The sequence below is a fragment of the Sporosarcina sp. P26b genome, assembly GCF_002743245.1.
Taxonomy (GTDB): domain Bacteria; phylum Bacillota; class Bacilli; order Bacillales_A; family Planococcaceae; genus Sporosarcina; species Sporosarcina ureae_C.
The window spans coordinates 17,063-39,805 of the sequence record NZ_PDYW01000004.1 but is presented as its reverse complement, the minus strand read 5'-3'; the positions used below and the strand labels follow the sequence as shown (position 1 = coordinate 39,805).

At 41.3% G+C, this 22,743-nt stretch carries 26 protein-coding genes; 16 read left to right on the top strand and 10 right to left on the bottom strand.

All coding sequences use genetic code 11. The annotated features are described in order from the left end of the window. The first annotated feature begins 43 nt into the window (after positions 1 to 43). Together CSV69_RS05735 and CSV69_RS05730 are read left to right on the top strand one after the other, a co-directional pair. Complete coding sequence (locus tag CSV69_RS05735) at positions 44 to 406, top strand: ArsR/SmtB family transcription factor (protein ID WP_232319613.1); 363 nt, start codon at positions 44 to 46, stop codon at positions 404 to 406. Positions 407 to 454: 48 nt separating this feature from the next. Continuing rightward, positions 455 to 1,552, top strand: coding sequence for a GNAT family N-acetyltransferase (locus CSV69_RS05730; protein WP_099692943.1), 1,098 nt, complete (start codon positions 455 to 457; stop codon positions 1,550 to 1,552). Between the two features lie 31 nt (positions 1,553 to 1,583). Here the strand turns inward: CSV69_RS05730 and CSV69_RS16610 are convergent, their stop codons facing one another. Continuing rightward, on the bottom strand, positions 1,584 to 1,739 hold the full coding sequence (locus tag CSV69_RS16610; protein ID WP_143560391.1) for a lmo0937 family membrane protein: 156 nt from the start codon (positions 1,737 to 1,739) through the stop codon (positions 1,584 to 1,586). A 119-nt stretch (positions 1,740 to 1,858) separates the two neighbouring features. Here CSV69_RS16610 and mntR point away from each other — a divergent pair, with 119 nt between their 5' ends. From mntR to CSV69_RS05705, 5 genes are all read left to right on the top strand, one after another. Further along, positions 1,859 to 2,266, top strand: coding sequence for a transcriptional regulator MntR (gene mntR / locus CSV69_RS05725; RefSeq protein ID WP_029054749.1), 408 nt, complete (start codon positions 1,859 to 1,861; stop codon positions 2,264 to 2,266). A gap of 14 nt (positions 2,267 to 2,280) precedes the next feature. Beyond that, complete coding sequence (locus tag CSV69_RS05720; protein WP_085427376.1) at positions 2,281 to 3,135, top strand: CvfB family protein; 855 nt, start codon at positions 2,281 to 2,283, stop codon at positions 3,133 to 3,135. Positions 3,136 to 3,198: 63 nt separating this feature from the next. Then, positions 3,199 to 4,086, top strand: coding sequence for a DUF1002 domain-containing protein (locus CSV69_RS05715; protein WP_085427375.1), 888 nt, complete (start codon positions 3,199 to 3,201; stop codon positions 4,084 to 4,086). Positions 4,087 to 4,141: 55 nt separating this feature from the next. Further along, positions 4,142 to 4,459, top strand: a complete 318-nt coding sequence (locus CSV69_RS05710; protein ID WP_233192332.1) for a GNAT family N-acetyltransferase — start codon at positions 4,142 to 4,144, stop codon at positions 4,457 to 4,459. Between the two features lie 115 nt (positions 4,460 to 4,574). Beyond that, a complete protein-coding gene (locus CSV69_RS05705; protein WP_099626251.1) occupies positions 4,575 to 5,048 on the top strand; it encodes a DUF4064 domain-containing protein in 474 nt (157 codons plus the stop codon). Between the two features lie 104 nt (positions 5,049 to 5,152). On the opposite strand, the gene CSV69_RS05700 is transcribed toward CSV69_RS05705, so the two are convergent. Next, on the bottom strand, positions 5,153 to 5,650 hold the full coding sequence (locus CSV69_RS05700; protein ID WP_099626182.1) for a GNAT family N-acetyltransferase: 498 nt from the start codon (positions 5,648 to 5,650) through the stop codon (positions 5,153 to 5,155). A gap of 273 nt (positions 5,651 to 5,923) precedes the next feature. Between CSV69_RS05700 and CSV69_RS05695 the strand changes: the two genes are divergently transcribed. From CSV69_RS05695 to CSV69_RS05680, 4 genes are all read left to right on the top strand, one after another. After that, entirely contained in the window at positions 5,924 to 6,316 is a 393-nt protein-coding gene (locus CSV69_RS05695; protein ID WP_232319612.1) for a hypothetical protein, read from the top strand. A 142-nt stretch (positions 6,317 to 6,458) separates the two neighbouring features. Next, the gene (locus tag CSV69_RS17375) at positions 6,459 to 7,274 is read left to right on the top strand and encodes a helix-turn-helix domain-containing protein (protein WP_099692942.1); all 816 of its coding nucleotides are present in this window, start codon (positions 6,459 to 6,461) and stop codon (positions 7,272 to 7,274) included. Positions 7,275 to 7,331: 57 nt separating this feature from the next. After that, complete coding sequence (gene yidC, locus CSV69_RS05685; RefSeq protein WP_085427370.1) at positions 7,332 to 8,114, top strand: membrane protein insertase YidC; 783 nt, start codon at positions 7,332 to 7,334, stop codon at positions 8,112 to 8,114. A 62-nt stretch (positions 8,115 to 8,176) separates the two neighbouring features. After that, positions 8,177 to 8,425 (top strand): hypothetical protein, encoded by a 249-nt coding sequence (locus CSV69_RS05680; protein ID WP_085427369.1) that lies wholly within the window; start codon positions 8,177 to 8,179, stop codon positions 8,423 to 8,425. Positions 8,426 to 8,462: 37 nt separating this feature from the next. On the opposite strand, the gene CSV69_RS05675 is transcribed toward CSV69_RS05680, so the two are convergent. Next, a complete protein-coding gene (locus CSV69_RS05675; protein WP_099692941.1) occupies positions 8,463 to 9,623 on the bottom strand; it encodes an MFS transporter in 1,161 nt (386 codons plus the stop codon). 171 nt (positions 9,624 to 9,794) lie between these two features. On the opposite strand from CSV69_RS05675, the gene CSV69_RS05670 reads away from it, so the two are divergent. After that, positions 9,795 to 10,712, top strand: a complete 918-nt coding sequence (locus tag CSV69_RS05670) for a M15 family metallopeptidase (protein ID WP_085427367.1) — start codon at positions 9,795 to 9,797, stop codon at positions 10,710 to 10,712. A gap of 38 nt (positions 10,713 to 10,750) precedes the next feature. On the opposite strand, the gene cls is transcribed toward CSV69_RS05670, so the two are convergent. From cls to CSV69_RS05640, 5 genes are all read right to left on the bottom strand, one after another. Next, entirely contained in the window at positions 10,751 to 12,202 is a 1,452-nt protein-coding gene (gene cls / locus CSV69_RS05665; RefSeq protein WP_099626185.1) for a cardiolipin synthase, read from the bottom strand. Between the two features lie 99 nt (positions 12,203 to 12,301). Further along, positions 12,302 to 13,477, bottom strand: coding sequence for an MFS transporter (locus CSV69_RS05660; RefSeq protein WP_099626186.1), 1,176 nt, complete (start codon positions 13,475 to 13,477; stop codon positions 12,302 to 12,304). A 688-nt stretch (positions 13,478 to 14,165) separates the two neighbouring features. Further along, positions 14,166 to 16,571 (bottom strand): heavy metal translocating P-type ATPase, encoded by a 2,406-nt coding sequence (locus CSV69_RS05650; RefSeq protein ID WP_099692939.1) that lies wholly within the window; start codon positions 16,569 to 16,571, stop codon positions 14,166 to 14,168. Positions 16,572 to 16,591: 20 nt separating this feature from the next. Beyond that, positions 16,592 to 16,801, bottom strand: a complete 210-nt coding sequence (copZ, locus tag CSV69_RS05645) for a copper chaperone CopZ (RefSeq protein ID WP_085427362.1) — start codon at positions 16,799 to 16,801, stop codon at positions 16,592 to 16,594. Between the two features lie 12 nt (positions 16,802 to 16,813). Next, positions 16,814 to 17,164 carry a metal-sensitive transcriptional regulator gene (locus CSV69_RS05640; RefSeq protein WP_085427361.1) on the bottom strand — a complete coding sequence of 117 codons (351 nt, stop codon included), beginning with the start codon at positions 17,162 to 17,164 and terminating at the stop codon, positions 16,814 to 16,816. A 221-nt stretch (positions 17,165 to 17,385) separates the two neighbouring features. Here CSV69_RS05640 and CSV69_RS17005 point away from each other — a divergent pair, with 221 nt between their 5' ends. Next, on the top strand, positions 17,386 to 17,526 hold the full coding sequence (locus CSV69_RS17005; RefSeq protein ID WP_198166243.1) for an Lmo0850 family protein: 141 nt from the start codon (positions 17,386 to 17,388) through the stop codon (positions 17,524 to 17,526). A 67-nt stretch (positions 17,527 to 17,593) separates the two neighbouring features. Here CSV69_RS17005 and CSV69_RS05635 read toward each other — a convergent pair whose 3' ends face one another. Together CSV69_RS05635 and CSV69_RS05630 are read right to left on the bottom strand one after the other, a co-directional pair. Beyond that, positions 17,594 to 17,938 (bottom strand): zinc ribbon domain-containing protein YjdM, encoded by a 345-nt coding sequence (locus CSV69_RS05635; protein WP_085427360.1) that lies wholly within the window; start codon positions 17,936 to 17,938, stop codon positions 17,594 to 17,596. 71 nt (positions 17,939 to 18,009) lie between these two features. Continuing rightward, positions 18,010 to 19,197, bottom strand: coding sequence for an FtsW/RodA/SpoVE family cell cycle protein (locus CSV69_RS05630; protein ID WP_085427359.1), 1,188 nt, complete (start codon positions 19,195 to 19,197; stop codon positions 18,010 to 18,012). Between the two features lie 227 nt (positions 19,198 to 19,424). Between CSV69_RS05630 and CSV69_RS05625 the strand changes: the two genes are divergently transcribed. From CSV69_RS05625 to CSV69_RS05615, 3 genes are read left to right on the top strand one after another with little or no spacing between them, the layout of a single operon-like run. Next, on the top strand, positions 19,425 to 20,486 hold the full coding sequence (locus CSV69_RS05625) for a D-alanine--D-alanine ligase (protein ID WP_085427358.1): 1,062 nt from the start codon (positions 19,425 to 19,427) through the stop codon (positions 20,484 to 20,486). A 14-nt stretch (positions 20,487 to 20,500) separates the two neighbouring features. After that, complete coding sequence (locus CSV69_RS05620; RefSeq protein ID WP_233192331.1) at positions 20,501 to 21,871, top strand: UDP-N-acetylmuramoyl-tripeptide--D-alanyl-D-alanine ligase; 1,371 nt, start codon at positions 20,501 to 20,503, stop codon at positions 21,869 to 21,871. Continuing rightward, on the top strand, positions 21,868 to 22,560 hold the full coding sequence (locus CSV69_RS05615) for an alpha/beta hydrolase (protein ID WP_099692937.1): 693 nt from the start codon (positions 21,868 to 21,870) through the stop codon (positions 22,558 to 22,560). Before CSV69_RS05620 ends, CSV69_RS05615 begins: the two co-directional genes overlap by 4 nt. Positions 22,561 to 22,743: the final 183 nt, after the last annotated feature.

Genomic DNA, 22,743 nt, shown 5'->3' with positions numbered 1-22,743 from the left:
ATATAATGACCGTAATCTACAGTCTATTGAATGAGGTGAAAAAGTGGTAAACCAAGATGCCTGTGAAGTAACGATTGTGCACGAAGATGTTGTTCGTAAAATTCGTAAAGAACTTCCAGATGTAACCGAGATGGTACAAATATTCAAAGCACTGGCTGATGAAACACGTTTGCGTATTGCTTATTCACTGACTTTGGAATCAGAAATGTGTGTCTGTGATGTAGCGGCAGTGATTCAATCTTCATCCGCTACCGCTTCCCATCATTTACGTTATTTACGGGATCATTCATTGGCCAAATCAGAAAGACGTGGAAAAATGGTATACTATTCTTTAGCAGATGAACATGTTGCAGACCTGGTGAAGATTGCTTACGAACACGCAATTGAAGCCCAGCAAACGATGTAACGTCACGTGTGGCGCTTGCATACAGGCAGGCATGATGGAGGAGTTTTAATGCGTTTACAAGAATGGACAATAGAAGAACAAGATTTACTAATTCAGTTTATGACAACAAACTCATGGCCCTACCATGATATTAGTCAGCCTGGTCGCGAGTTACTTGAAAAGTCGATCGAAGAGGGCGGCTATGCATCTGATGACGTAAAAACGTTCTGGATTGAAAATAATGAAAATGAAAAAGTGGGAATCGTGAAAGTCTATGACTTACAAGAAGATGTCCCCTTATTCGACCTTCGGATTGCTGATCACTTCAGGGGCTACGGATATGGTTCTCGTGCATTAAAAAAGCTCACGCAGTATGTATTTGAGTTACCTGAGCACAAGATTCGTATTGAAGGACATACACGCCACGACAATGCTGCAATGCGCAAAGCATTTGAACGGGCAGGCTTTGTAAAGGAAGCACATTTGCGTCAAGCATGGTTCTTACCGAAAGAAAACACGTATTATGATGCGGTAACCTATGGTATGACGAGAGAAGATTACGAGGCGGGTACGACAACTCCTGTACGTTGGGAAGACAGAGAGCGTTTCGAAAAAAGTATACCCGGCTTTAGAGAGCAGATGCAATCTGAACGGTTATATATACGAGCACCTGAATTAAATGACGCGATGGATGTTTGGGGTGCTGTTTCGCATTCAATGCCTACGTTACGAAAGTGGACTGAATGGGCACAAAAAGAAATGACAATTGAGTCGACAGAAGAATATGTTCGTCAGTATGTTTCAGAATTTATTGGCAGGAAGTCTTTAAGCTTTCACTTATTCTTAAGAGAAACAGGTGAGTTTATTGGCTGTGCAGGATTCCATAGAATCGACTGGGGTATTCGGAAATTTGAAGTGGAATATTGGTTGGACACAAAGTTTGAAGGTCGAGGGTATATGACGGAAGCACTCAAAGAACTTGTGGGATTTGCGTTTGCCGATTTATCGGCCGCACGGGTGGAATTCTTCTGTGATGAGAATCACAGTAAAGGTCGCGCAGTAGCAAAGAGAACTGGGTTTGAACTGGAAGGTATTTTACGCAAAAATGCCCCTTCTGCGAATGGGCAATGCTTACGCAACACATGTGTATACGCAAGAATTACCTGATCACAAAAGGAGCACTATACGGTAGTTTTCACTATACCGATCGTCTTCCAGTTATTAATTGAATAACAAAGATAATGCCGGCAATTACTAAAAGTGTGTGGATTAACCCACCGCCAATATTCGCTACTAAACCAATTACCCATAATGCTATTAGTACTACAATAACAAGCCATAATATACGACCCATAGTGAATCAACTCCTTTTCATTGTTATTTGCTATATAAGTATTTTACCCACGCTTTCAAATCTTAAACTTTTAAGATAATAATTTGTAGATGTTGGCGGTCAAATGAGGAGGCGATAGTTTGGCTACACCCAGTATGGAAGATTATATTGAACAAATCTATTTGCAGCTAGAAGCAAGAGGAGAAGCGCGTGTGTCCGACGTGGCAGAGGCACTCTCTGTCCTTCCGTCCTCCGTAACGAAAATGGCTCAGCGTCTTGATCGTGAAGGTTACGTGCACTATGAGCGCTACAGAGGATTGGCATTAACTGATCGCGGTTTACGCTTTGGTAAAAAACTTGTACATCGCCATGAATTACTAGAACAATTTTTGCGTATCATTGGCGTGGAAGAAGAAAATATCTACGGAGATGTAGAAGGGATTGAACATCACCTAAGCTGGAATGCGATGGATCGCATTACTGATTTGGTGGAGACACTCGAGTCTGATCCTGAATTCGTGAAAAAACTAAAAAGTAAAGCACTCTAGAGAGGACTATCCATATGACATTATTACAACCAGGTACACTTGCAACACTTGAAATCCTTCGCAAAGAAGGTTCGCGCTTTGTATTGGACGCTGCTGGAGAAGAGATTTATATGAATGAATCTGAAGCGCCCGATGCACAAGAACGATCGACCATTGAAGTCTTTCTTTATATCAATAGAAGAGGCGAACTGACCGGCACTGCACAAATACCAACAGTTACGATGAATTCATTCGGATGGGCGAAAGTTATTCGTTTGGAAAGAAGTGAAGGGGTTTATGTAGATATTGGTGCATCATTTGAAGTACTGATCAATCGGGCCGACTTCCCGCAGATTAAAGAATTATGGCCACAGCCGGGCGACGAATTGTATATGACGCTTCGCACAGATCCTGGCGGTAATTTATTCGGACGTCTAGTTACAGAAGAAAGAATTCTGGAGCACTATACTATGGCGGAATCAGACATGTACAATCAGAATGTTAAAGCAAGAGCTTACCGCTTGTTGCCAATCGGCACATTCTTGTTGACGGAAGATATACAACGTATTTTTGTTCACGAGACAGAGCGTAAAGAAGAACCTAGATTAGGCGAAGAAGTAGATGTTCGTATTATCGATGTCCATGAAGATGGAACGATGAATGGTTCATTGTTGCCGAGAAAACAAGATCGCTTGCAAACAGATGGAGAGCAAATACTAGCGTACTTACAACAATCAGGTGGTAAAATGCCATTTACCGATAAATCTACTCCTGAAGAAATCGAAGAGATGTTCCAGATGAGTAAAGGTGCTTTCAAACGGGCATTAGGCACGTTGATGAGAGAGCGAAGAATTACACAACAAGATGGCTGGACGACTTTAATAGTGTAACAAACGCAACTTTTCCATGAACCTCAACGTATCTATACATATAGAACAAGGAGGAGTGACTGTATGAAAAGAGGATTAGCCTCTCTATTGGCTTTCATGATGATGGTTGCAATCATAGCGCCCTCTGCTGTTTCAGCGGATGATGTCATTAATGAAAAACTTGGAGTTCCAATTGTAGTGTATGGTGCTAATTTATCGGATGATGAAAAAGCGAGTGTTAAAGAAAGTCTAAAAGTGGCTGAGGAAGCTGAAGTGGAAGAGCTGTCAGTGGACGGCAATGATTTAATTAAATACATTCCTGGCGGCGACCGCAATGCGCGTATGTATTCTTCTGCGAAAATCACCAGACAAGAAGAAGGTGAAGGTATTGTCATCAATATTGTAACACCAGACAATATTACACAAGTAACAGCGGATATGTATGCAACTGCAATGTTAACAGCAGGTATAGAAGATGCGGTCGTAGAAGTAGCGGCTCCCAAAAAAGTAACAGGCCACTCAGCTCTTGTTGGAATCTACAAGGCGTATGAAGTATCTGGAGAGGTTCTGGATACGGAGCGTACCGATGTAGCAAATGATGAATTGAGTTTGGCGACAAAGCTTTCAGAAAAAGCAGGTGTCGATCAAGACGAAGTTGCTAAGTTGCTGACGGAAATCAAAAAGCAGATTTCAGAACAGAAGCCTGCGACCAAAGAAGACGTAGAACAGATTGTCCAAGACCAATTAAAGAAATTTAATATCGAATTGAATGATGCAGATCGCCAATTGTTAATCGATTTAATGGATCGAATTTCGAAACTAGACATCGACTTCACGAAGCTGAATGAACAACTGTCCGATATGGCCTTGAAAATCAAAGATAAGTTAGGTGATATCGATCCGAGCTTCTGGGAGAAGGTAAAAGAATTTTTCAGAAATATGGCGGATTCGCTCAAATCTTTGTTTAGTTAAGATGCCATTGTGGTACGTTATAGGGTAGAAGTACAACTACAAAGGAGAGATCTGCATGAGTGAAAACAAAAACAATGAACAGCGTGAAGGTATTGATTTTGAGCTTGCGGAGTTAGGCGGCACTAAATACGCGTATCAGTATAAAGTAGCTGGCGAAGTAAAAGCCGAAATCGAATGGTCTGAAGAGAATGGTATTATGACGATGACACATACGTATACAGACGAATCCTTGCGTGGTCAAGGGGTTGCAAAAAAACTACTTGACCAAGCAGCTGATAATGCACGTGATAAAGGATTGAAGATGAAAGCGGTCTGCTCATACGTAGTGAATGCATTTGATCGAAGTGATGAATACAACGACGTGAAAGCATAAGTATTGTGATGGAATAGATACGTGATGAATGTTCCACATCACTTTTTGAAACTTTTCTCGCTTTACTCGCGTATAAGTAATAGAGAAACAAATTAGCAGAAGAGGGTGATGTGGAATGATTAATCGTACAGCAGAGCGCATACTCGGTATCATATCATTGATATTATTAACATTGAGTGTTGTAGGTACCGCGCTAATTGCATTCTTTTGGAATATGGCAAGCACGGATCCGACATTCATGGAAGAGTTTCGAATGGAAATAGTGAATGAAGGTGTATTAAACACAGACGAAGTGGATATGTTCATGTCGTTCATGGGCTCATTTTCCACCGTCATTTGGGTTTTAGTAGCAGTAGCGTTTATAGGGTTAGTATTGAACATTATCGGATTAGTGAAAGTTTGGAATAATAAAAGTCCGAAAACAGCGGGAATATTATTCATTATTGCAGGTTTACTAGGTGGAATTCTATCCTTACCATCCATCCTACTCTATATCGCGGCCATTCTTTGCTTCACAAAGAAACCCCCGATGGCACCAGGACCTTCACCTGACGAATATGTCTCAACACAGTCCAATTGGATGAGCTAAATATTTATAAACAAAGACCCTTTTCCTATAGAAAAGGGTCTTTGTTATATCTTTTAAATTGCTTCTCTCTCAGCGCTTGGAGAAAACACTTTCAGCACATTATTTTAAGTATGTGCAGGTTGCGTAATAGGCAATGAATAATGAAGAGTATTCACAGCAATACCTTCAAACAACTCCGGAAATGACTCGACAAATCTAAATCCCTGTTTAGCATAGAAATCTTGAAGCGCCATATCATTCTGATCCACATACACATCTATATTTACAGCTTCCTGCAACGTACCTAGCGCCTCTTTTAACAACGCTTCCTCATGCCCGCTATTCAAATATTCTGGAAGCATATGAAGTGCTGTCAGTTCACTTTCACCGTCTACATCAATCGGAGTATAACTTAAATATCCAATCGACTTGCCCTGATCATCTATCGCAAGCAATACCATCGTTTTTTCTAATTGCTTCTTCAGCATTAAGTCGGAATAGGTTCGTTCAATAAACACCTCGATCACTTCTTCAGGTATATGTTCTTGAAATGTATGTTGCCAAGACGTAAGTGCAATCTGTTGAACATCTTGAATATCTTCTACTGTCATTTTACGAATCATAGTGATCTCACCTCTAGTTCTCTTTCTACATAGTATAACAAATTACGCTTTACAAAACTACTATGCCGTAAGAGTGAGGACTACTCTGTTGACGACTTAAAAAACGGCCCCATATACTTCGATTATTGAATTGACATAGAAAAGACATATACAACTTAGATCTACGATAACTAAATAACTAACCATATTGAAGACGTTTGAAAGTACGTTCATGGGGTATATTAAGCAGTAAGTAGAAAATTACTAATAGTATAACGACGGAGGATGGTAAATATGGCTAAAAAATCAAATGGATTATTATTCGCAACACTTGCAGCTGGTGCGTACGCATATTTCAGTAAAAAAGAAAATCGTGATAAGGCAATGGAAACAGTAGGTATGCTAAAAGAAAAAGTAGATACTTTCGTTAATAACAATAAGCTGGTTGATCAAGCGACTGAAAAAATGGGTTATTCAGACCCAACGGATTTAGGCGACAACAACATGGTCTCCGAGGGAGCACAGACAAGTGTTCATTATTACAACCAAGAAGTACAAGATCCAGATAAAAAGGCATCAAAAAAAGATGGTCTTTATAAGAAAAATGAAGATGCTCAAGATAATAAGCCCCTATACAATAAAGATGAAACAACTAAAGAAGCAGAAAAAGACAATAAAACCAATTAAGTTAAATAAGAATAAAATACTAAAAGCGTCCCTTATTAAGGGGCGCTTTAATACATATATAGCGTTAAATGCAGATGAGGTAGATAATCTTGGAGAATAAGGTAAAATGATATACATATAGTAATGTGCCCAGCATAGTTAGATGTATACAGAGAGAATGAGTGGGGTGAGACTCATGACTGGCCAAAAGACAGAAGGTTCTAATCTGGAATTGATTAATGCAATTGAAGAAGAGAGGAGCACAAAAAAGGCAAAGTCGATTTTTAATCTGGAAAAAGAACTCCTCACACAAATCTTCAACTTAGAGAAAGACAATGCACGTTCTACTCTTAAGGAAATTCAAGATGATTTATACAAGAATACGCCTGGATTTACATTTATAGTCGTGAAATACTATTTTATCATCATCTCTTCCCTTGTCACTAGACGGTTACAAACTGAGTGTATTTTAACTGATGAAAATGCTTTTACATTCAGCACAGCTTGTATCGAAATGATTGAAAACAATTTGCATGAAGACAATATGAAGGAAATCGGTGATGAACTAATCGAGTTTTACTGTTACATCTTGAAAGAAAGAGTAAAACCCTCTCTTTCACATGAAACAGTTAATGAAGTGATTCAATATATTAATAAAAATGTTGAAAAGCAATTGATTGTTGAAGACATTGCCAAGCGTTTTAATGTGAGTACTAGTCACCTTTCCCGCATATTCCGAGAATATACTTCAGTTACGCTCGTTGAATACATTACAATTCGTAAAATAGAAGAAGTACAGTATTATTTGCGGTTTTCTGATCAAAAAATAGCGGAAATAGCGGAAAGATTTCATTTTTGTAACCAAAGTTATTTTACACGTGTCTTTAAAAAGTATACGGGGTTAACTCCTAGACGCTTTCGTAAGGATCTGGACGGAAATTACTTTCGTTTTACTATAAATAAAGGTGATTCACTGTAAATTTATCGCTGTTTGCTGTATACTTTTCATTAGTTTGAGATAGCGTAGGTGAAATCATTGAAGAAAAGAATAGGGCTTGTAAGTTTATTGGCAATTACTGCTGTGTTTTTGAGCGGTTGTTCTGGTGTGGAAAACAAAACAGGTATTTTTTACAGTACGTTTGTTAGGCCGATGGATTGGTTACTTCATTATCTAGGTGAAGCTTTCAATGGTAATTATGGTTTTGCAATTATACTGATTACTGTAGCAATTCGTCTAGTTTTGATGCCATTGATGTTAAAGAACTATAAAGCTCAACAAGAGATGAAAGTAAAGATGGATGGATTAAAGCCAGAAATGGATGACATCCAAAAACGAATGAAAATATCTAAAGAATCCAACGACAAAGAAGAGCAAATGAAGCTCCAGCAGGAAATGATGGGACTGTATTCCAAGCATGGCGTCAATCCATTAAATATGGGTTGTTTACCACTTGTGATTCAAATGCCAATCATTATGGGCTTGTATTTCGCCATTCTTTACGCACCACCTGAAGTGAAAAACCATGAATTCTTGTGGTTCAAACTAGGCGAACCGGATATCATCATGATGTTAGTAGCCGGTGCTGTATACTTTGTGCAGGCGCGCGTATCATTATGGACAATGCCTGAGCAACAACAGAAACAAATGAAGTTATTCATTTACATGTCTCCAATTATGATTATGTTCATCTCGTATACTGTGATGGCTGCATTGCCACTTTATTGGGCAGTCGGGGGATTACTGTTAATTTTCCAGACGTATCTTGGACGTAAATTTTATTTTAAAGAAGTAAAGCCAGCAGTCATTGAAGAAAAGTAAGATACAGAAGAGCTGGTGTATACCAGCTTTTTTTGTTTCTAACAATAGAGAGGAAGAGTCGCATGAAATTGAAATGGATCATGGGCTTGGCCATTACAGCCTCTGCTGCCGCAGCACTGTACTTTATCATCAAGCTGAATTTGGAGTTTGCCATTTTGTTCATGTTGATAATGTTTACTTTCACAAATACCGCACGAACCTTTATGTATAGAAATCAAGGTCTGCTGCGCGAAGCGAAATGGATGCTTTGGATGGCGTTGTTTTTCGGGATAGCATCACTTGCTACACTGGCGTATATTTTGTTAGTTTGAAAAAAGGAAAGGTCGCATATAATTGCGGTCTTTCCTTTTAGTCATTTTTATGAGAAATGCGCTGTCTCGTCCATAAAATTAAAATTAAAGCAGCAATAGAACAAGCCGCCATACTAAGAAATGCAAAGCGTGGTGACTGATCGTATAGATAACCTGCGGGGAATGTCAGAATCGCTATGCTTAGACTCATTGCGACTGCAGCATAGATGCCTTGGGCAGAAGCGATTAGATAATTCGGTACGTTTTTTGAGATATATTGAACGAATGCAAAATGTGCCATGCCGAATGATACGGAGTGGAGCACCTGCGTTGCGATAAATACGCTTGCTACAGGAAATAAGAAGATGGAAATCCAACGAATTGTAGAACCTGTCGCGGCCATTAAAAAAATAGTGGATGTCTTGACTCCGACCAGAAGATGGTCGGCCTGTGTGAAAAATATAATTTCAAACAATACAGCAATATTGAGTATAACTCCGATATAAAACCCGTTGATACCCATGTCATCTAAAAAGATAAAACCATAGTTGTAATAGGAAGCATGCGCGCCTTGTAGTAAAATCGCAATACATAGCACGATAACAAAAGGTCTATCAGCAAACAGAGCGCGTAATTGTCCTTTTTGTGCAGTCGATTTTGCAACAGGCGATTGTTGGACCACTTCCGGAGCCTGTTGATAGAAAAATAGCAATGCCATACCGAGTCCGATGATCATCATATATAAAATGGCTTGCTCGTTCCAGATAGCTGTTACAGAACCGATTAATAGTAGTGCGACAGTGTAGCCGATCGAACCGAATGAACGGCTCTTCCCATAATGAATGCGTTCATGTTGCATCAATAAGGAAGCACCACTTTCCACGCCTGGAAGGATAATAGGATATACAGCACTGAACAAAACCGTCAAACCAAATAACACCGAAAATGGACTTTCCGGAAGATAAGCTAGCGCGACAATGAATGATAATAGCGTAGTCCAGCGTATAACGCGCAAAAGTGACAAGTTTCGCATGGCGTATGGAAATAGAAAAAACGTTGAAAAGGATCTAGCAATCATACCGGCCCCCATAACAATGCTAGCCTGCGTCACCGTTAAGCCTTTTGCTGAAGTCAACCAACCTGTCCAATAAGGTAAGAAGATGCCCCACGTAAAGAAAAACACAAAAAAGCTCATAGAGAGCCAACGTTGATTATTCAAATGCAATACCTCACAATAATAGCTGAATCTTAAGTTAGGTAAATATTATCATAGACAGACGAAAAAGAAAAATAATGATACACTAGAATACATAGTTTGAAACAAAGCTTACGCTATATTAAAAAGAGAGTAGATATTTAATAAGCGTTTCAGAAAGAAAGCAGGTATTGTATGAGAAACAATAGAGACGATAAAAAGCGTAAGAGGAAAAATAAATGGATAGATGGAGGTATCATTTTGATCTTCATTATCCTTGCGGGTAGTGTGATATGGATTGGGACGAATGAATGGAGTGTGGAGAAGGCGCTAGATAGTATTCAAAGTGAAACAGAATCATCTACCGACTTTCAAGAAATAGAAGAGTCAGTGGATTCTAGCCTAACGGATACAACAGAACGTCATGACGAAGAAAAAGCTCCTTTACCGAGTGAAGAACGACTTCGTGACGTAGATAAGCCATTGATCAATGAAACTCAAGAAGAAACGTCCGTGGAAAAAGCGGTACCTCAAAAACCAGTGAAACCTTCTAACCCGACTAGCTATATCAAAGGACAGAAATTACCTAAAGAACCGATGCTTATACATGGCGTTTTACTTGCTAATAAACAATATCCTCTACCGGAAGATTACGCACCTGGAGAAAGCGAAGAAGCGAGAGAGGCATTCAATGAATTAGCGGCTTCAGCTTTAACATCTGGTATTAATTTGCAAGCGTTCAGTACCTATCGTTCGTATGACTATCAAGTGACTTTATATAACCGATATGTAGAAAGAGACGGACAGGAAGCAGCCGACCGGTATAGTGCGCGTCCAGGCTATTCAGAGCATCAGACAGGGCTTGCGTTTGATATCGGGGAAGTGAATCATGAAAAACATTGGGCGTCGAATTCGTTTGGAGATACAGAAGCGGCTAAGTGGCTCGCTGCTAACGCTCATCAATATGGATTTATCCTTCGTTATCCTGAAGGAAAAGAAGAAATGACTGGCTACATGCATGAATCCTGGCATTATCGTTATGTTGGAAAAGACATGGCGGAACAAATATTCAAACGTAACATTACATTGGAAGAATATTTAGAAGTACGATAAAAACAGCCGACAGAAGATATATTCTCTGTCGGCTGTTTTTATAAGATTGGAGAAAGTAAGCGGGAAATCGATTCTTTAACTTTGATCAATCGCTCACGCTCCAAATACGCATCTAGTGTTAACTCGGTTGAATTCTGAATATCCTCCTCGAAAATCTCCGCCAACTCATGAGATTTTTCCCGGTCATAAATAAAAGCATTCACTTCGAAGTTCAAGCGGAAACTGCGAACATCAATATTCGCTGTTCCGACAGACGATACTTGATCATCTACTACAATTTGCTTGGCGTGGATAAAGCCATTTTCATAAATGTATACTCTCGCTCCAGCTTTTAGTAACAGTCCGATATTCGAATAGGTCGCCCAGTAGACAAACATGTGATCCGGCTTATTAGGGATCATGATCCGAACGTCCACACCTGATAAACATGCAATGCGAAGAGCGTCCAACATACTTGTGTCAGGAATAAAATAAGGCGTCTGAATGTAGATATAGTCTTTCGCCAAGAATATCATCTTCAAATAGCCATCTTTAATATCTTCCCACTCGGAATCGGGTCCACTAGATACAATCTGCATTCCTACAGTTCCTTTACGGGGAATGGCAGGGAAGAATCGTTCATCATACTGAATATTTGTTCTCGGTGATGCCTGGTTCCAATCGAGTATAAAGCGCGTCTGTAAGGGATGAACTGCACTTCCTTCAATACGAAGATGTGTATCGCGCCAATAACCGAACTTTTTGCTGAGTCCTAAATATTCATCGCCGACGTTAAAACCACCGATGTATCCGATTCTTCCGTCAATAATAACGATTTTTCGGTGATTCCGGTAGTTTAAACGTGGATTGATCAGTGGTAGCAAGGCAGGGAAAAATGCAGCAACTTCACCACCACTAGTAATTAATTCCCGAAAGTGCCTCACATGCAAACCACGTGAGCCAATATCATCAAACAACATCCGTACTTTCACGCCAGATTTCGCTTTACGGATTAGAAGCTCTTCAATTCGTTTCCCTATTCCGTCGAGACGGAAAATATAATACTGAATATGGATATGATCACGAGCGTGTTCCAAGTCCTCGAGTAGTGCTTCAAACTTCTCTTGACCGTCTGTGAATATCTGCACATCATTATCCTGTGTTAGTACGGAATGATTATTGCGTAAATGCAAATAGATCATATCGCCATATTCTTCTGTATCGGTCTTTAGAAACTCGAATGTTTCATTTTCTATTGCCTCAAGTTGATAATTAATCAGCTTTTCAATACCGATTTTATTCCTGCCTTCCCAGCGGAATAAGTGCTTCTGTCGCAATTGTCGACCGAGTAATAAATAAATAACAAAGCCTAAAATTGGAATAAAGAATAGCACGAGAAGCCATGCCCAAGTACTGGTAGGATCTCGACGCTCTAAAAATATCAAAGCGACCGCTAGAAATATATTAATAACCAACGTACTTGTGATAATCAAACTAATCACTTGCGTCATAAGCTTCCTCCCACGGGATATATACTATTCCTTTAGTATAACGGAGTTGTGAAAAAATAACCTGTTTACATAGCAAGATAAAATTCCATCCGTATGGTATCAAGCAGCAGGTTCTGCAGTGCTTCGTAAAGACCGTGTTGATTTACGGAAAATAAATACTAAGATTATAGAGAGTAAGGCGATAATTGCAGAAATAAAGTACATATTACCTGCTTGCAAGGTGAATACCCATGTAAATAACAACGGACCAATAATTCGCCCCATATTATCCATAGAGTAGGAGAGACCCGCGGCAGTTCCATACATACCGCCCGATTCTTTAGTTGTGAGTGACACGAGTACTGTTCTGACAAGCGCGTTACCGGCAGTGAATACACTCATTGCAAAACCTGCCCATAGTAAACTCGTGGAAAATGGAATGAGTATTAGGCCGATTGCTGTAACGACTTGCGCGACAATAATCCACGAAGTTTCTGTACCATTCTTCACCCGTCGTACCACACCACCTTGAATGGCGGCATCCACAAGACCACTTGCCATAAATAAATAGCCAAGTTGCAATGGTGTAATTTGAATTTTATCGATTTGAAACAGCTGGAATGTCGCTTCGACGCCAGCAAGTAAAAACGTGATGATGAATGATGTGATGAATAGATAGCGAATACGATACGTCCATAAGGTAGAAGCACCTTTTGGGATAATAGCTCGTTTATTCCCTTCACTATGACGGTCAGGCTCTTTGAGGATAATCATAGCGTACACGGTTAATAGCAGAGTCAATGAACCGGAAGCGAAGAATGGTAGTTGTAAATGGACGTCACCAAGAATACCCCCAATTGCTGGTCCGAAAATGAATCCGAGACCGATTGACATGCCGAGTAGACCCATGTACTTATTCCGATTCTCTTCTGTCGTGATATCAGCAACAAACCCAGTCACTGCGGTATATAACGCACCTGAGAAGATACCTCCTACTACGCGCGAAACATAGAGCAGAACTATATGGTGCATAAACGCTGCGAATAAGAAGAAGCTTACGCTAAAACCGAGCAAGCCGATCATTATCAGTTTTTTTCTACCTGTACGATCAGACAGCGCGCCCCATAATGGCGCGGTGAAGAATGAGGACAAGGCATAGATCGTCAGCAGACCACCGACATGCACTTCTGAAAAGCCTTCAGCTAGGATGACTTCGGGTAAAATAGGGATGATGATGCCGAATCCGAGGTAAACGAAGAACTGGACGGACATCAATAATAAGATCGTTTTCTTCATATGTAACCTGCTTTCTGTCTGAATAGTTTCTTTCTTATCGTACGATGAAAAGGGGGAGCGTTCAAGTAGGAGTGAGGGAATTGGTATACGTGAGGGGACGGAAGCAGATTGTAGATGGTTTTTGAAATATTTAAAGTCAAATTCAAATTCAAATTCAAAGTCAAAGTCAAAGTCAAAGTCAAAGTCTTAGGAGTAGTGAGTGAGTTTGTGAGTGGTTCGGGATGGAAGCTCCAGTTGGGGGACGCTTTCCCATGGGCCCGCGGTGAGCCAACTGTTCGCTGCGCTCTCTTAGTTGTCTCACCTGATCGGGCTGATCCTGCGGGGAAGAGCCGTAACGAAGAACGGCTTTTGCGAGTAAAAGCGCAGCGTTAGGAGCACATCTTTGCACTTCGCCCCCAACTTCCGCTTCCATCCTACTTTTATAGTGCAGGTACTTAGATCACTCACTGTAGGTAGTGTGTGAATTATTGTTTTGTTTTAACTTCTTTAGATTCAAGTTCTACAGTTCAAAATCGATTACAATACTTATTTTAATGAGCAACAAAAGGTATCATCTATTTACATTACAAATCCCCACCCCAACACTCCTGCCAGCCTATCTGTTTAGCTTATTTAACCTTCACTTCAAAAACAAAAAAGACTACCCCAGAAAGTCGTATGTTCCGACTTCTGGGGTAGCCTAATAATTTTAATGCAACTTCACACGCTGTAGACGTAAGGCGTTCAACACGACTGACACCGAACTGAATGCCATCGCAGCGCCTGCTAGCCATGGTGCTAGCAGACCGGCTGCGGCAATTGGAATGCCGATCGAGTTATACGCAAGTGCCCAGAACAAGTTCTGCTTAATGTTCCGGACCGTCAACCCACTCATCTTCACTGTATCCACAACGCGCAATAAATCACCATGCATCAACGTCACGTCAGCCGCTTCCATCGCGACCGCTGTTCCAGTACCCATCGCCATACCGATATCGGCAACTGCGAGGGCAGGTGCATCGTTAATACCGTCACCGACCATCGCGACACGCTTTCCTTCAGCCTGTAACGAACGAATGACTTCTGCTTTACGGTCCGGCAATACGCCTGCAATTACATGATCGATTCCAGCCGTATTCGCAATAGCCTGTGCCGTCATTTGCTGATCGCCAGTCAACATGATGACATCGAGACCCATAGCCCGTAGCTCAGCAATGGCCTGACTAGATGTTTCCTTTATCGTATCAGCAACGGCAATGACCGCTTCATGTACACCGTCTAACGCCATGAACATAACCGTCTTTCCATCGCCTTCCATTTGTTCTACAGAAGCAATTGTCGGATCAAAATCCACATCATAGCGAGAGAGTAGATTCTTTGTACCGAGTAAAACAGTCTGTCCATCAATCACTGTACGAATTCCGTAACCTGGAATCGCTTCGAATGAATCAATCGTTGGTAATGTAGAAAGTTGCTCCAATCCATAAGATGTAATAGCTTTTGCAACAGGGTGCTCAGAGTCACTTTCGGAAGCCGCAGCAAGTGATAACAAAGACAGTCGCTGTTTTTCATCGCGAATATGGAAATCTGTCAGTTCTGGAAGACCTTTTGTGATCGTACCTGTTTTATCGAATACAATCGTATCAATAGAACGGGTCTGCTCCATTGCTTCAGCTGTTTTAAATAACACGCCTTCTTCTGCAGCTCGTCCTGAACCAGCCATTATAGAAGTAGGAGTAGCGAGACCTAGTGCACACGGACATGCGATGACCAGTACGGCAATCATGCTTGTTAGAGAAGCTTCGAAATCACCAGGTGCGACTACGAAATACCAGATGAGAAACGTAATGATCGCAATTCCGACAACGACAGGTACAAACACGCCGGAAATTCGGTCAGCCAGTCGTTGGATGGGTGCTTTTGATCCTTGTGCTTCTTCTACGACCCGAATGATCGTTGATAGCATCGTGTCTTTACCTACGTTCGATGCTTCTACGCGTAATGAACCGTTAGCATTCACTGTAGCGGCGAATACTTCATCACCGTTTTGTTTGTCAACAGGTAAGCTTTCGCCTGTTAGCATCGACTCATCCACTGCGGAAGCTCCTGACAAGATAATTCCGTCCACTGGAATAGAAGCTCCAGGACGAATAACTAGAATATCTCCGTGAGCTACTTCGTGAATAGGTATTTCGATGACTTCACCATCGCGTTCTAAAATAGCCACTTGTGGTTGCAACTTCATCAGATTTTTTATTGCATCTGATGAACGACCTTTAGCGCGTGCTTCGAATACTTTACCTAATAAAATCAATGTGATTAACACGGCACTTGTTTCGAAATACAACCCATGTTCTAGTGCAAAACCGGTCAATACAAGATAGACCGAATAGAAATAGGCGGCAGACGTACCGAGTACAACCAGTACGTCCATATTGGCACTGCCATTACGTAGCGCAGCATACGCGCCTTTATAGAACGTAGCCCCAATCCAAAACTGTACGGGTGTAGCTAATGCCCATTGGAAATAAGGGTTCATAAATATTTCCGGCACATACATCCAAGAAGTGAAGGAAAAGTGTGCGAACATCGTCCACAAAAGCGGCAAGGACAGGATAGCGGAAATAATCAGCTTGCGCGTCTTTTCATCTATCTCTTTCTGCCGATGATCAGTTTGTTCAGCGGATTCCTCTGAACGAGGTGCCGCTTCATAACCGATCTTTTTTATCTTTTGTAAAATATCCGTCAAATCTAAAGCGGCAGGGTCATAGCTTACATGAGCTGTTTCAAGTGCTAAGTTGACGGAAGCGGATTGAATGCCAGACGTACGTGACAATACTTTTTCAATCCGTGCGGAACAAGCCGCGCATGTCATGCCACTAATATTAAGATTTACCTCTTCCATCAGCACATCATAACCTAGCTTGCGAATTCGTTCTTCTACGTCAGTTAATCCGATTTGTTCGGAATCAAATGTAACAGCTGCTTTTTCTGTCGCAAAATTCACGTTAGCAGTAGATACGCCTTCTAATCGTTGTAGACCTTTTTCAATGCGATTAGCACAAGCTGCACACGTCATACCAGTAATAGCGAATTCTGATTTTTGTTCACTCATGATGCAGGACACCTCTTTCGTTACGCTTCGACGTCATATCCTTGATCTTCAATTGCTTCTGTCATCTGAGCTACGTTTAACGCTGATTCATCGTACTGAACTACTACGTTATTGGCTTTTAAATCAACCAAAGCACGTTCTACTCCTGCTAATTCTGTTAAAGCACCTTCAACTGCTTGTACACAATGGTTGCATGTCATTCCTGATACTTTCAATGTTGTTTCTGTCATGTATGATTCCTCCTATTTTCTAATTAATTTAGCTATGGTTTTGACCAGTTCATCTAATACTTCTTCGTCCCCTTCAGCTAATCTGGTTTTGACACAGCCTTTTAAGTGTCCGTCCAATAAAACATTGGCGACACTATTCAAAGCAGATTGTGTAGCGGACAGCTGGGTAATAATATCATCACAATAGACATCGCGCTCTACCATTCCCTTAATGCCACGGATCTGGCCTTCGATACGGTTTAAACGATGCGTCAAGTTCGTCTTAATTTCTTCTGAATGATGACTCTTGCGGCAGGAAACTTCTACTTCTTCTAGCAAAGGGTCTTCGGGTAATAATGTCACTGGTTGTCCACCACCTTTCATATATTTTCATCGTAATATACGTATGGGGGGTATGTCAAAACATCTGTTTTTTGAAAAAAGGTTTAAAACTTGCAAAAAAAGTGAAAATGTAACATAAATGAAAGATTTAAAATGCAAGTAAAGTGGTATGATATAAGTAATCAATAATTTTTTAAAAAATCGAGAACTTCATAAGTGATAAAACGTCTATATAATTAACCCAGAAGGTTGAGGTGGAAGAAGTGGCTAAAGAGATGGATTTCAAGAAGATTATTTCCAATTTGGCAAAGCTTGGTGTTTCCGCAAAACTCACAAAATCTAGAAGCGATATGTTGCAAGCGTTGACGCCTGCAGTACAAGTACCGCCTGTTCAAACCAACTAAACATCAGATCATACGAAAAGCTCACCCTCGAATATTCGAGGGTGAGCTTTTCGCGTTAGGTGAAGTGTTAAATTTTCTTCACAAACTCCGATTTTAGTTGCATAGCGCCAAATCCATCAATTTTACAATCGATATTGTGGTCGCCCTCTACTAAACGGATACTTTTTACTTTCGTTCCCATTTTCAGTGGATTGGAACTTCCTTTTACTTTTAAATCTTTGATGACTGTTACAGAATCTCCATCCTGCAACACATTGCCATTAGCATCCTTGATCTCTGGCGTTTCTAATGAGTCGGATTCTTCCACTGACCCTGGAGTCCACTCGTATGCACATTCCGGACAAACAAGAAGGTTTCCATCTTCGTACGTATATTCCGATTGGCATTTTGGACAATTTGGTAAAGTTGACATAAAAAAACCCCCATTCCTATACAGTCTACACAATTTGTGACTGCTCGAAAAGGGGGCGTGGCATTCATTCATTACAAATCATCGTCATCCGCATCGAATAAATAGGTCCGCTGATGGAACTTCATACTAAAGATTAAACCGATGGCCAGCATATTGCTGAATAAGGAACTTCCTCCGTAACTGATGAACGGCAATGGGATTCCTGTAATCGGCAATAGTTGAATATTCATGCCGATGTTTTCGAACACATGGAACGCAATCATCGCAATGATACCCGTACATACATATACGCTAAACGGATCATGTAGTGAAAGGGCTACTTTTGTTAAATGATAAATTAAAATGAAATACAAGGTGATGACTAAACATGCACCGATAAAACCGTATTCTTCACCTATTACACTGAAGATGAAGTCGGTATGATTCTCGGGGATGTAAACGACGCGCTCTAGAAACCCTTTTCCTGTCAGTTCTCCTGAGCCTATTGCTGTCATTGCTGTAATCAGGTTATACCCTTCGTCGGTCGGGTAAGAGTACGGATCAAGCCATGAATACACTCGCTTAAACTGATAAGGTGAGAAGCCGAATTTATCGAGTAAGTCTTGTGCGAATAATGACATCCATAATATTCCGCCCGCGGCTGCAGCGCCCAACGAAAAGATAGGCACGAGCAGTTTCCATGAAATACCCGAAACGATGACGATAGCTGCCGTAATCGATATAAATACCAGTGAAGTTCCGAGGTCGGGTTGCTTCATGATAAGGAATAACGGAACGACTAGCATTAGCGCAATTTTACCAAGCAACAGTAAATCGGTTGTATAGGTCCTGTTTAAAGAACGTTCGTTATGCGTGCTGACCATCTTGGCAAGTCCAATAATAAAGAACGTTTTAATGAACTCAGCAGGCTGAATGGTTCCGATGACAGGTAAATGCAACCATCGCTTTGCACTGTAGCGCATTTCTGCAATTTGACCTGGTCCACCGGGCGCCAACATAAGAAAAACCAATAGAAAAATACCGAAACCATAGAAATACCAAGCGAACTTTTTATACTGTTCTGGTTCAAAGTACATCACCATTGCGACGATGAAGGAACCGAGTATATACCACCTCACTTGTTTTAAAACGAAGTTCTGTGTATATTGCTCAGAGGTTTGAGCAGATCCAATGACGAAAAAACTGATGATCGCGAAAAGTAAAATGATAAAGGCAAGTGTCCAGTCAAATCGTTCACCTAGCCTGTTTGATTGCTTCAATTATGAACTCACCTTTTCTTAAGCTAGTATTCTCTTACTATAATCACCTATTATATCGCAAAACTTTTTAAGAAGTACACCCATTACTAGACGAGTTGTGAAATGATTGGTTTCTATTAGAAGTAAAAAGAAGTAAAAAGAATGAAGAACGTTGGCTTTTCATTCATGAATTGGCTCCGTTCATGGTAAACTGTATGAATGAAAACTACGGAATGCGAGGAGATTACATGAAAAGACGATTAGGTTTAGTATATGGCGGGAAATCCGCAGAGCATGAAGTGTCACTATCCACAGCGCGCGCGGTTACACAAGCGCTTGATTTAGATAAGTATGAGGTGTTACCCATCTATATTACGATGCAAGGTGAGTGGCTGAAGGGTGAACCGTTGACTGGACCTGTGTCGGAGATCGAGACATTACGTCTAAAAAGTGAACAACCGAAGTCGGATGACATCAGTAGCTTTTTACAAGGAGATATGCCCGACGTTATTTTGCCACTTCTTCACGGAACAAATGGGGAAGACGGAACCGTACAAGGATTATTTGAAGTTTTAAACATCCCATACGCGGGTAATGGGGTGCTTGCTTCTTCAGCAGGCATGGATAAAGTTGTAATGAAACAATTATTTGCTCAAGCCGGATTAGCGCAAGTTGCATATGTCCACTTTATACGTAGTGCGTGGAAAGAACACGCTGAGCAATTATTAGATCAGGCGGAACAAGAACTATCGTATCCGATGTTCGTCAAACCGGCTAACCTTGGATCGAGTGTCGGAATCAGTAAAGCAGACGATCGTGAATCGCTTAAAACAGCAATTGAGTTAGCGTTGAAGTTCGATCGCAAAATTATCGTTGAGCAAGGCATCGTGGCACGTGAAATCGAAATGGCAGTCCTTGGAAACGATCAACCTAAAGTGTCGATTGCAGGAGAAATTCGTCCAGTTGCTGACTTTTACGATTATGAAGCCAAATACAAAGATCAAAGCACAGAGTTATCGATTCCCGCTGAAGTGCCAGATACTGTCGCAGAGCATATGAACGATATGGCGATCCGTGCATTTAAAGTTCTCGACTGTTCAGGGCTCGTACGCGCAGACTTTTTCGTCACAGCAGACGATGAAGTATTGATCAATGAAGTGAATACATTACCAGGCTTCACGCCAACTAGTATGTTCCCATTGCTGTGGCAAAAATCCGGATTGACCTATCCTGAATTAATCGATCAGCTAATTGAACTGGCAGTAGAACGTCATATAGAAAAGCAACAACTACAATATACAATGGACTGAGTGGAGGAAGTATCGTGAAACGAAATCTATCAACGATCCAGCAATGGCTTCAAGCAGAAGGACAGCATATCGCAGCGCAACAAGTGACAGGCGTCTGCATCGATTCACGGAATGTGCAAGCAGGGGATTTGTTCATCCCTTTTAGAGGGGAACAAGTAAATGGCCATCAATACGTCAAAGGGGCGATTGAGAAAGGTGCAATCGCAGCACTATGGCTGAAAGATGAACCGAATCCGCCCGCAGATATACCACTGTTGTTCGTCGAGGATTCAGAGCTCGCATTACAGCAAATGGCCCGTAGCTACCGAAGTGAATTGACGTGTACTGTCATCGGAGTAACCGGATCGAATGGTAAAACGTCGACAAAAGATCTGATTGCCGGAGTATTATCACCTTATCGCAAAGTGAAAAAGACGGAAGGCAACTTCAATAATGAGCTTGGCTTGCCGTTAACATTATTATCTATTGAAGACGACACAGAAGTTGCCATTCTTGAAATGGGGATGAGTGGCTTTGGAGAAATCTCTTTCTTGTCAACACTTGCTAAACCGCAGTTTGCTGTCATAACAAATATTGGTGAGGCGCATATGCAAGATCTTGGTTCTCGTGAAGGGATTGCCAAAGCAAAGTTTGAAATTACCGACGGTTTGACGAGTGGCGGCATGCTATTGTACGACGGTGACGAACCATTGCTGCAAGAGCTAGTACGCCAGCAACCGGATTTCTATAGTGTGTCATTCGGCTATGAACAAGCAGATTTGACTGCGCAACATATTTTATCTACCGATAAAGGCAGTTCATTCACTGTGACGGGTAAACTTGAAGGTCAGTTTACGATTCCTGTTTACGGGTCCCATCAAGTGAAAAACGCACTGGCCGCGGTAATGATCGCAAAAGAGTTGGGGCTAAGCGAAAAACAAATCGAAGAGTCACTAAGTGGAACGTTGTTAACGGATATGCGCATGCAACCAATGGTGGGAAAAAACGGATCATTACTTATTAATGATGCTTATAACGCAGCGCCAACTTCTATGCGTGCGGCATTCCGTTTTATAGATGAAACGTCCGTCAAAGAAGACAAATGGCTCGTCCTTGGCGATATGTTGGAGCTTGGCACCGATGAACGGCACTATCATGAAGGACTGGCGGAGGATTTAAAGAAAATGAACGTGAAGGGAATTGCGCTCTTTGGATCACGCATGAAGTGGTTGGCTGATCAATTGACGGATTATCCGGGAGAAGTCATGTGGACAGCGAATGATACGGACTTGCTGGCGGAGGCATTGCGCCCGAAACTAACAGAGCAGACAGTAGTACTGTTTAAAGGATCTAGAGGAATGAAGTTAGAACGAATCATCGCGATGCTTACAGAGGAACAGTTGTGACGACAGGTGTTCTCATCGTTCACGGATTCACGGGCGGTCCTTTTGAAGTCGCTCCGTTCAAAAGGTTTCTACAGAATCATACCGATTGGAAAGTAGTAGTGCCGGTTTTACCCGGGCATGAAATGGACCGGGGTATCCAGAAAGGCTCAGCCAAGTCATGGATGATGGTCGCAGAATTAGAATTAAGAAGGCTGCAAAAAGAAGTGGATGACATCATAGTCGTTGGCTTCTCCATGGGCGGTTTGATCGCTATGTATTTGGCTCTGCGCTATCCTATAAAAAAACTTGTGCTATTAAGTGCTGCGGCAAAATATATTAGTCCGCGTATTTTATTGGAGGACGCTAGAATCATGATAAGTTCCTTAAGACATAGGGATTTTCCTCCTGACTCGTTCTATCATCTGTATAACTATAAGCTGACAAATACCCCAGTGCGTGTGGCGTTAGAGTTTTTGCGCGTAGTACGCGTAGTGCGACCGTATCACCATCAAGTCAAAACGCCTGTTTGTATCGTGCAGGGGAAGCAAGATGGTATCGTTCCTGCAGTCACAGCAGATTTACTGTACGAACAGCTCGGATCAAAAGAAAAACATCTGATTTATTCTGAACATGGCAAACACCATATTTGTTATAGCGAAGACCGCCATGTGTGGTTTCCAAAAGTACTGAAGTTCATGGGCGAAGACTGATTAATGGAACTTAAGCGGATTCGTTGCAGTCTTGTGTAAGCCATGGTAGAATGATGAAAGGAATTGGATACATTTACACGGCACTCTTCCGTTATACTACACGGAGAGTACTTTTTTTTGAATAAAACGGTGATTAGTAGGCAGACTAGCAATGATTTGCTGTTTTCACCGCTCGGCAAGGAC

Excerpts from the sequence above, each read along its gene's own strand:
- CSV69_RS05715 (WP_085427375.1), top strand. The coding sequence starts at position 3,199 with ATGAAAAGAGGATTAGCCTCTCTATTGGCTTTCATGATGATGGTTGCA.
- CSV69_RS05710 (WP_233192332.1), top strand. The coding sequence starts at position 4,142 with ATGAGTGAAAACAAAAACAATGAACAGCGTGAAGGTATTGATTTTGAG.
- CSV69_RS05720 (WP_085427376.1), top strand. The coding sequence starts at position 2,281 with ATGACATTATTACAACCAGGTACACTTGCAACACTTGAAATCCTTCGC.
- copZ (WP_085427362.1), bottom strand. The coding sequence starts at position 16,801 with ATGACAGAAACAACATTGAAAGTATCAGGAATGACATGCAACCATTGT.
- CSV69_RS17375 (WP_099692942.1), top strand. The coding sequence starts at position 6,459 with ATGTATACAGAGAGAATGAGTGGGGTGAGACTCATGACTGGCCAAAAG.
- CSV69_RS05695 (WP_232319612.1), top strand. The coding sequence starts at position 5,924 with ATGGCTAAAAAATCAAATGGATTATTATTCGCAACACTTGCAGCTGGT.
- CSV69_RS05640 (WP_085427361.1), bottom strand. The coding sequence starts at position 17,164 with ATGAAAGGTGGTGGACAACCAGTGACATTATTACCCGAAGACCCTTTG.
- CSV69_RS16610 (WP_143560391.1), bottom strand. The coding sequence starts at position 1,739 with ATGGGTCGTATATTATGGCTTGTTATTGTAGTACTAATAGCATTATGG.
- CSV69_RS05680 (WP_085427369.1), top strand. The coding sequence starts at position 8,177 with ATGAAATTGAAATGGATCATGGGCTTGGCCATTACAGCCTCTGCTGCC.
- CSV69_RS05670 (WP_085427367.1), top strand. The coding sequence starts at position 9,795 with ATGAGAAACAATAGAGACGATAAAAAGCGTAAGAGGAAAAATAAATGG.
- cls (WP_099626185.1), bottom strand. The coding sequence starts at position 12,202 with ATGACGCAAGTGATTAGTTTGATTATCACAAGTACGTTGGTTATTAAT.
- CSV69_RS05705 (WP_099626251.1), top strand. The coding sequence starts at position 4,575 with ATGATTAATCGTACAGCAGAGCGCATACTCGGTATCATATCATTGATA.
- CSV69_RS05730 (WP_099692943.1), top strand. The coding sequence starts at position 455 with ATGCGTTTACAAGAATGGACAATAGAAGAACAAGATTTACTAATTCAG.
- CSV69_RS05700 (WP_099626182.1), bottom strand. The coding sequence starts at position 5,650 with ATGATTCGTAAAATGACAGTAGAAGATATTCAAGATGTTCAACAGATT.
- CSV69_RS05625 (WP_085427358.1), top strand. The coding sequence starts at position 19,425 with ATGAAAAGACGATTAGGTTTAGTATATGGCGGGAAATCCGCAGAGCAT.
- CSV69_RS05660 (WP_099626186.1), bottom strand. The coding sequence starts at position 13,477 with ATGAAGAAAACGATCTTATTATTGATGTCCGTCCAGTTCTTCGTTTAC.
- CSV69_RS05635 (WP_085427360.1), bottom strand. The coding sequence starts at position 17,938 with ATGTCAACTTTACCAAATTGTCCAAAATGCCAATCGGAATATACGTAC.
- CSV69_RS05650 (WP_099692939.1), bottom strand. The coding sequence starts at position 16,571 with ATGAGTGAACAAAAATCAGAATTCGCTATTACTGGTATGACGTGTGCA.